Source organism: Apilactobacillus sp. EABW-1NA (assembly GCF_030398685.1).
GTDB classification, from domain to species: Bacteria; Bacillota; Bacilli; order Lactobacillales; family Lactobacillaceae; genus Apilactobacillus; species Apilactobacillus waqarii.
Window position 1 is genome coordinate 1 of the sequence record NZ_JAPDKO010000036.1, and the last position, 8,226, is coordinate 8,226.

An 8,226-nucleotide genomic window follows, 5' to 3' on the forward strand; every position below is an offset into this window, starting at 1 on the left:
TTATTAATAATTTTTGTAAATCCTAAACCATTATAATAATCTTTAATGGCAGCTAATTTTAATTCTTTAGAAAACATAAAAGAACCCCTTAGGTTAGATTTCTCCAACTCAAGGGGTTCAGTTCACTCGCTTAGACGAGTCCTTTTTATTATCTTTTTTTCTTGTAGATATAAAATCCAATTACAAACATTAAGCTTAATACTGAAATTATTATTCCAGCATTTAATCCTGAAGGATAGAAGGATAACTTGATCTTGTGTTTACCGACAGAAAGATTATCAAATCCAATGAATTCATCATTGATTACCTTGATAGGATGTTTCTTACCGTCAACAGTCAATGTCCATCCATTGGAGTATGGAATTGAGGTTGCAATGGCTTGACTCTTTGTAGGTACGTTAATATCAGCAGAAACGGAATTACCGTTAAGTTTAATATTATTGTTTTGGTTCCTAATGGCCTTTGTTTCACTTAGGAATTTAGGTAGGTTTAAGGAAGCGATATTAAACTCGTTAGTGTATACTTTGCCATTTAATAGTTTAATGGTAATTTTGTTATCTTTATTGTTTGGCAAACTTACGACGAAAGTGCTTTGAAATTCACTTGGTAGGTTTAATTCTTCGCCATTAACTTTAATGCTACATTTTTGTTGATTCATTGAAGCTGGCACAATCATGTATGGCACCATGTTATTTTGGTGCTTATATTTGATTACGACTTCGCCGTCTTTTAGTAGATTGTTTTTAGCAATCACTTGGTTGTTTAAACCGGTTAATGCATTAGTGTTTTCTGAAAGGATGGTGTAGTTCATGTTTTCAGAAAACACATTGCTATTATTACCAGTGACTTGTTTTACCATTGAGTTTTGGTATTTGATAGGATCTGATGCAATGATTTTCGAAAATACATTATCAGATGATGTGTAAACTAGTGGGAATGAATTGTTTGATTTAAATGTTTGGAAGATATCTATATTTTGAACATCGTTATTAACGATATCATAACGATTGCTGCTCTTTTGAATCATCGGATATGTCTTATTGTAGTTAACCGTATTAATGAAGTACTTAAATGAAAGTAATGAGTCAGTTACGATGGTACCGTTCGAATAATCAATTGATCCGGTGGTATATGCGTTACCAATCTTTTGATTGAAATCAGGTGTTGATTTTCTGAGCGTTGATGAGAATGTCGAACCACCGTAAAAGTTTGATTCGATTGGATCATCTCTAGTTCGATAGAAGTCCTTACCAATACGGTAGAAACTATCATCCTTTTGTTTAATATCATTCACGTGACGATTTAATGTTGCTGTGTACTTCATATAATCATCATTTGATACATAACTAATGGCGTTTAAGGAGTTAAAAGCATTCATTCCCGTATCACCAATTGCAATAACCACCAAGCAAAGCAGGTAGTACTTATTGTCCTTGTTTGATACATGAATGACGATAAAACTAATGGCCACGAATGCTAATGAAATTAAGTACTTGGTTAGTGATAAGAAGTTAAAGTTATTGATATTTAGTGCTGTATAAATCAAACCGGCAACTAAAATAACGCCTGATATAATAATTTCTTTGACGTTAATATGTCCAGCTTGCTTATCTAAACCAATTGCAGCGATATATATAATCCAAAAACAAAAGATAAATGAAAAACGGTAAGGATACCAAATTGGGAATTGCATTGCATGCCATAGTAAATCTAACGGTTCAAAAAACATCGAAACAATTAGAATAATTGTCATGGCAAGTGCGATGATTTTTTGTTTTAACTGAATTTGTTTATTGCAGAAAAATATTATGAAACCAATTATGGCGATTGCACCAACAAAGATGTTAGGGTAACCACTTGGCATTTGAGAAAAGTTGAAGCTACCATCGAAAAGTTTACTTATCATTTTTAATGGGTTGTATTCAACCTTCCACTTAAAGGTTGATAGGGTATATGCACCTTTACCATTTTTAAGTTCGATTAGGTTTGGTAAAAAGATGAATGCGGATAGTAGTAACGATACGAAGTAACTAGCGCCAACAGAGATTAATTGACCAAGACGCATCTTGAATGAATGATCATCATTTATTAACTTTCCAATTACATAGATAACTGAAAAAATCGTAATCATATATGCAATGTAGTAGTTAATGACTAACATTGCGGTATAACTAATAATAAATAAGCTATATTTGTTGTTTTTAAAGATTCTATCAATACCCATAATAATAATTGGTAGGAGGATAACACCATCCAACCACATTACATTTAATTGGTTAGCAATCATCCAGCCGTTTAGAGCATAGGCAATAGCCATTGATAAAATAATTAGATTTTTTTTGATACCTTTATGTTTTAGAAAAATGCTGAAAGTTAATCCTGATAAACCGTATTTAAATAGCGTTATCAAAAGAATTGCGAAGTTAATAAACTTCGCAGGGATGATTAACAAAATGATATTAAGCGGACTTAATAGATAATATCCCCAAATTCCAATCATTTCTCCACCATATCCGTTTGAAAATGAGTATAATATGCTATGTAGGTCTAAAGATAGAATTGTTCGACGGAAATATGCGAATAAATCTACATATTGTTGACCTAGGTCTACAGTCAAAATGCTACTATTTCCAAATGGAAACATATTGCGGTAAGCAAAATAACATGACATAATAATAAATGGAATAAAAAAGCTTAATAAGTATAAGCGGTGTTTTTTTATGATTTTTTTAATTGAATTAATCATAGTTAATACTTCCTATGTATTTTGATTATTACTTATAAAGTAACCAACTATAGTATACAATAAACCAGACTAAATGACTGATTAACATATAATAATTAAGGAGTTAGATTGTTTTGAATAGTTTTTTGCAAAAAATATTTCACCACAGTGATCGTGGGGAAAATTCAAAGGTACCATTTAGATTAAATATTATTCTGACAGTTGTCGGAGTTTTATTTGCCATTCTAATAATCCAGTTGGGTTATCTACAAGTTATTAATGGAAACCAATATAAGGCTGAAGTTAGCAGATCAGATAATTCCGTTAAGTATGGAAATGTTCAAAGAGGGATGATTTACGATTCTACCGGTCGTGTCCTTGTTGGAAATAAAGCTCACCAAGCTATTCAATACACTAAGGGATTATCAGTAACTAGTGCTGACTTATATAAGATTGCCAACACACTAGGCAAATACTTAACTGTTGATACTTCAGCATTAACTCCTAGACAAGAAGCTGATTTTTACTTAGCTAATGCCGATAACCTTAAGAAAGTAAGCTCCAGTATTACTTTCCCTAAGGGATCAAGTACTAGTGAACAGTACGTTCTAGAACTTCAAAAAGTCATGAATGACAAGCTATACGGCACAGATAAAGCAACTAAGAATGCTGCAACAATCTTCCAAAAAATGAGTGGCTCTTACCAATTATCAACTACATACATCAAGACAACCAATGTTACTAATAAGGAAATTGCCGAAATTGGTGAACATTTGGACGAAATGCCTGGTGTCCAAATTGGTGATAGTTGGACAAGAGAATATCCAAACGGTAACGCCATCCAAAGTATTGTTGGAACTGTTTCTTCCGAAAAGGTTGGTTTACCAAGTGACAGAATTAATACACTATTAGCAGAAGGTTACTCCAGAAATGATAGTGTTGGTCAAAGTTACCTAGAAGAAAAATACGAATCTACTTTACGTGGATCAAAATCACAAACCTTAATCAAGGGTGGTAGTTTAGATAAAGCTGTTAAACAATATGGTGGCCAAAAGGGTGATAACCTTCAATTAACCATTAACTCTGAATTTGAAAAGAAGATTCAATCACTAGTTGAAGAAGCTGATCAAGGTACTGGTAATTCAACAGGTGCATACGCAGTTGTCATGAACCCTAATACCGGTGGAATTATCGGTTTAGCTGGGGTTAGTCGTGATCCAGAAACTGGAAAAGAAACTCCAAATGCTCTTGGAACAATTAACAGTTCAATCGTTATGGGTTCTGTTGTTAAGGGTGCCATGATTTCTGGTGCTTTAATGGACAAGGTCATTACACCAACTAACTCTACTTTAACTGATAAGCCAATTTTAACTGGTGGAATCAGAAAGGCATCATGGTTTAACCAAGATGGTAACCATGATATTGCACTTGATGCTTCAACTGCGCTTGAAGTTTCATCTAACTCTTACATGATGCAACTAGCAATGAAAGAAGCTAAGTTTAACTACGTTGAAGGTGGAGCATTAACAATGAATCCAGATGTCTTCAACATTATGAGAGGTTACTTCAACCAATTTGGTTTAGGTGTATACACTGGAATTGATTTACCTGGTGAAACAAAAGGTATTCAAGGTCCTAGTGGATCAGCAAATATAGGTAAGGCACTCGATTTATCATACGGTAACTACGATGCATACACACCAATGCAAATTGCTCAATACATTTCTACAATCGCTAATGGTGGATACAGAATTGAACCTCACATCGTTCAAAGTATCCGTGCTTCAAATAAGAGCGGTAAGCTAGGTCGAGTTAAATACACTGTTACACCAACTGTGCTAAACAAGATTGATATGACAGCTGCACAAAGAAAAGTTGTTACTGACGGTTTCTACAAGGTGGTGCATGGTACTAACGAATACAGAACTGGTATTACTTTAAATACTGTTAAACCTTCAATTTCTGCTAAGACTGGTACTGCCCAAACATTCTACTCAAGTGGAAAGAAGGGTTCAAAACCAGTTGAAACTGTTACCTTGAGTTTAGGATCATTTGCTCCTTCAGATAACCCACAAGTGGTAGTTGTAGTTGCAATTCCAAACTTGCCAAGTAACGCAGAAAGCAATAATATTGACTTAGCTCAAAAGATTTATCAAGCATACTGGAAGTACGTTCAATCCGACAGCGGCTTGAAATAATTGCTGTTAAGTAATTTTCCTTAACAATATTTATATAAACTCTGGTCAAATCGAAGAAAAAATGATAATATATTAAGAGTTGAAAGTTGTTTATATAAAAATTAAAAATACAACTAACTTGGAGGTGTAACTAAGATGAGAGTACACATTACTTTAGAATGTACAGAATGTCACGAACGTAATTACTTATCAACTAAGAGTCGTCGTAACAACCCTGATCGTTTGGAATTAAAGAAATACTGTCCACGTGAAAGAAAAGTTACATTACATCGTGAAACAAAATAAGGATTCGGGTTTAAAGGCCCAAATCCTTTTTTTATATTCTGGGAAGTGAATAGATGGATAAATCAGCAGCTCGAAGTGAAATTTTAAATAAACTTAAAAATTTAGATAATAGAGAAGATGTACAATATTTATATAATCAGTTATTTGAAACTGATGAGTGGATTGCGGCAACTTCAATTGGAGTAACCCTTAGTACTGAGATTGAGATTGATACTAAACCAATCATCGAAAAAGCACTAAGTGATAACAAAGGAGTATACGTTCCCAAGGTGATTAATAAGAGCGATATGGATTTCATTGAGTACAACCATGAAACCGAGTTGTTCGTTAATAAAATGGGAATTTCTGAACCAGTTGATGGTCAAGGCATTGACGTCAATGATATTGATTTGTTGATTGTTCCAGGGATGGCTTTTGACATGTCTAATAATAATCGACTTGGCTATGGTGGAGGATACTATGACCGAGTTTTAGTTGATTATCCTGGAAATACTATTGCACTTGCTGATAGAATTAGAATGTATGAAAAATCAATATGGAAAGTAGATGAGTTTGATCAACAAGTTGAAACAATTATTCACTCAAATTTCAAATAATCGTTTATATCGAAAAATAGATGATGTTCCTTTTATGACTGAAGGAATTCTTGCAATAATTATATTCGTATATGTATTTGGTATCGTTACTAATTCAACGGATTCAATTATTAATTATGGCGCTATGTATCGTCCACTGGTCCAATTTGGTCAATGGTGGAGATTCATCACACCAATATTCATTCATCTATCATTTCTACATATTTTAATGAACGGAATTAGTTTGTACTATGTAGGAATTCAGCTTGAAAAGATTTTTGGACACATTAGATTTCTTGTGATTTTCATGTTGTCAGGAATATTTGGTAACATTGCCGGATTTGCATTCTCTAATGGTGCAAGTGCTGGAGCAAGTACCGCCATCTTCGGATTGTTCGGTGTATTTTTGATGTTAGGTGAAACATTTCATGATAATATGTATGTCAGAAGAATGTCACAAAGTTTTCTATTACTAATCGTCTTAAACATTGGATTCGACTTAATGTCACCAGATATTGATATAATAGGTCATATCGGTGGGTTAATTGCTGGGTTCTTATTACCTTATGTAGTTGGACTACCATCAGAGTTTAAAATTCCAATGGTAAAGAAAATATTGGCATTAATTGTGTTACTTGTATTTACATATTTTTGCTTAAAAACTGGTTATTTTGCAAATTAATTAGTGCATTTTTCGTTAGGATGTGGGAAAATGAAGACGTTGTACGATGTTCAACAACTTTTAAAAAAATTTGGAATCTATGTTTACGTTGGCAAAAGATTGTGGGATATAGAGGTTATGGCATTAGAGCTTGATCATCTACATGATGCTGGACTTGTAACTAAAGAAGAGTTCATACAGGCAAAGCTTGTATTAAAACATGAACATGGAATCGAAGAAAAGAAATAATACAATTTTTAGGAGGAAACTAAAATGGTACGTAAGTTAATTGGAATCGATTTAGGAGGTACAACAACTAAGTTGGCATTCCTAACTGATAGCGGTGAAATCTTAGATAAGTGGGCTATTACCACCGATGTAAGCGCTAACGGAGAAAATATTGTTCCAAATATCATTAACTCTATCGCAAAAAAGATGGAGGACTCTGATAATAAAATTGACGACTTTATTGGAATTGGAATGGGAACTCCAGGTTCAGTAAACCGTGAGGAAGGTACTGTAATTGGGGCTTACAACCTAAACTGGAAGACTACCCAACATATTAAGGATCAAATCGAAAAAGCATTAGGCCTACCATTCGCTTTAGATAATGATGCTAACGTTGCTTCACTAGGTGAATACTGGAAGGGTGCCGGAAGTAAGGACTCAGACGTTGTATTCGTAACACTTGGAACTGGTGTTGGTGGAGGTGTTATCGTAAACGGTGAATTAGCTCACGGTGTTAACGGTGGTGCCGGCGAAATTGGTCACATTACTGTTGAACCAGGTGGATTTGAATGTACTTGTGGTAAGCGCGGTTGTCTAGAACAATACGCTTCAGCTACTGGTGTTGTTAAGGTTGCTAAGAACCTTTCAAGTGAATTCACTGGTCAATCAAGACTAAAAGAAATGATTAACTCTGGTGAAGAAGTAACTTCAAAGGTTGTCTTCTTCTTAGCTGATAACGGTGATATTTTTGCAAACCAAGTTGTAGATCATGTATGTTACTACTTAGGTCTTGCATTAGCTAACGTTGGTAACACATTGAACCCTGATAACATTGTTATCGGTGGTGGTGTTTCAAATGCCGGAAACACTCTATTACAACCAACAACTAAGTACTTCCAAGAAAATGCATTTAGACCTGTTAGAGATTCTACCAAGATTCGTCTAGCTCAATTAGGTAACGATGCTGGGGTAATTGGTGCCGGTTCATTAGCTTTAAGAAACATTAATAAATAACATTAGGGGTGTAATAACACATGATTCCATCCATGCTTTTGATTGTTGTTATTTTGTTAGCAATCCTAATTTATAACAGCATTACAAGAATGAGAGCAAACCGTGTTGCTACTTTCGTTGATGAAGAAGAATTTAAGCGAGGTAGTCACAGAGGACAAATTGTTGACCTAAGAGAAAACAGAGATTTCGAATCTGGTCACATTTTAGGAGCCAGAAGTATTCCTTACTCAACAATCAAGATGTTTTATAAGAACATTCGAAAAGACATGCCAGTGTACTTATACGATCAAGGTAAAACTTTGAGTATTAAGACAGCTATTTTACTTGGTAAGAATGGATACAAAGATATTTATATCCTAAAATCAGGTTTTAGAAACTGGGATGGAAAGACTAAGAAGTAAATAAAAAAGCACTTGACCTGAACCCCTAAAATTGGAGGATGGTTATGCAATTTTCTGGGAGGAATTGATTCGGTATTCAACCGGTGACATTCCTCCCAGTTTTTGTTTTATACGATAATTGTTGTAATAGGATATATAT

At 34.1% G+C, this 8,226-nt stretch carries 9 protein-coding genes; 7 read left to right on the plus strand and 2 right to left on the minus strand.

Features of this window, described 5'->3' with window-relative positions; translation table 11 throughout:
* Positions 1 to 148: 148 nt before the first annotated feature.
* A complete protein-coding gene (locus OEZ61_RS07530) occupies positions 149 to 2,746 on the minus strand; it encodes a YfhO family protein (protein ID WP_263506442.1) in 2,598 nt (865 codons plus the stop codon).
* A gap of 125 nt (positions 2,747 to 2,871) precedes the next feature.
* On the opposite strand from OEZ61_RS07530, the gene OEZ61_RS07535 reads away from it, so the two are divergent.
* The 7 genes from OEZ61_RS07535 (at position 2,872) to OEZ61_RS07565 (ending at position 8,087) form a co-directional block, all read left to right on the plus strand.
* Entirely contained in the window at positions 2,872 to 4,923 is a 2,052-nt protein-coding gene (locus tag OEZ61_RS07535) for a penicillin-binding protein 2 (protein ID WP_143444128.1), read from the plus strand.
* Positions 4,924 to 5,058: 135 nt separating this feature from the next.
* A complete protein-coding gene (gene rpmG / locus OEZ61_RS07540) occupies positions 5,059 to 5,208 on the plus strand; it encodes a 50S ribosomal protein L33 (protein WP_034530852.1) in 150 nt (49 codons plus the stop codon).
* A 53-nt stretch (positions 5,209 to 5,261) separates the two neighbouring features.
* Positions 5,262 to 5,804, plus strand: coding sequence for a 5-formyltetrahydrofolate cyclo-ligase (locus tag OEZ61_RS07545; RefSeq protein ID WP_263506441.1), 543 nt, complete (start codon positions 5,262 to 5,264; stop codon positions 5,802 to 5,804).
* Positions 5,773 to 6,465: a rhomboid family intramembrane serine protease gene (locus tag OEZ61_RS07550; RefSeq protein ID WP_290047284.1), complete on the plus strand. Its 693-nt coding sequence runs from the start codon at positions 5,773 to 5,775 to the stop codon at positions 6,463 to 6,465. The genes OEZ61_RS07545 and OEZ61_RS07550 overlap by 32 nt, the downstream gene beginning before the upstream one ends.
* Positions 6,466 to 6,495: 30 nt before the next feature.
* The gene (locus OEZ61_RS07555) at positions 6,496 to 6,693 is read left to right on the plus strand and encodes a YqgQ family protein (protein WP_034530853.1); all 198 of its coding nucleotides are present in this window, start codon (positions 6,496 to 6,498) and stop codon (positions 6,691 to 6,693) included.
* Positions 6,694 to 6,717: 24 nt separating this feature from the next.
* On the plus strand, positions 6,718 to 7,686 hold the full coding sequence (locus OEZ61_RS07560) for an ROK family glucokinase (RefSeq protein ID WP_290047287.1): 969 nt from the start codon (positions 6,718 to 6,720) through the stop codon (positions 7,684 to 7,686).
* 20 nt (positions 7,687 to 7,706) lie between these two features.
* Positions 7,707 to 8,087, plus strand: a complete 381-nt coding sequence (locus OEZ61_RS07565; RefSeq protein ID WP_034530855.1) for a rhodanese-like domain-containing protein — start codon at positions 7,707 to 7,709, stop codon at positions 8,085 to 8,087.
* Positions 8,088 to 8,129: 42 nt separating this feature from the next.
* Here OEZ61_RS07565 and OEZ61_RS08265 read toward each other — a convergent pair whose 3' ends face one another.
* The gene (locus tag OEZ61_RS08265; protein WP_080719905.1) at positions 8,130 to 8,222 is read right to left on the minus strand and encodes an IS3 family transposase; all 93 of its coding nucleotides are present in this window, start codon (positions 8,220 to 8,222) and stop codon (positions 8,130 to 8,132) included.
* Positions 8,223 to 8,226: the final 4 nt, after the last annotated feature.

Excerpts from the sequence above, each read along its gene's own strand:
- OEZ61_RS07530 (WP_263506442.1), bottom strand. The coding sequence starts at position 2,746 with ATGATTAATTCAATTAAAAAAATCATAAAAAAACACCGCTTATACTTA.
- rpmG (WP_034530852.1), top strand. The coding sequence starts at position 5,059 with ATGAGAGTACACATTACTTTAGAATGTACAGAATGTCACGAACGTAAT.
- OEZ61_RS07545 (WP_263506441.1), top strand. The coding sequence starts at position 5,262 with ATGGATAAATCAGCAGCTCGAAGTGAAATTTTAAATAAACTTAAAAAT.
- OEZ61_RS07555 (WP_034530853.1), top strand. The coding sequence starts at position 6,496 with ATGAAGACGTTGTACGATGTTCAACAACTTTTAAAAAAATTTGGAATC.
- OEZ61_RS07560 (WP_290047287.1), top strand. The coding sequence starts at position 6,718 with ATGGTACGTAAGTTAATTGGAATCGATTTAGGAGGTACAACAACTAAG.
- OEZ61_RS07565 (WP_034530855.1), top strand. The coding sequence starts at position 7,707 with ATGATTCCATCCATGCTTTTGATTGTTGTTATTTTGTTAGCAATCCTA.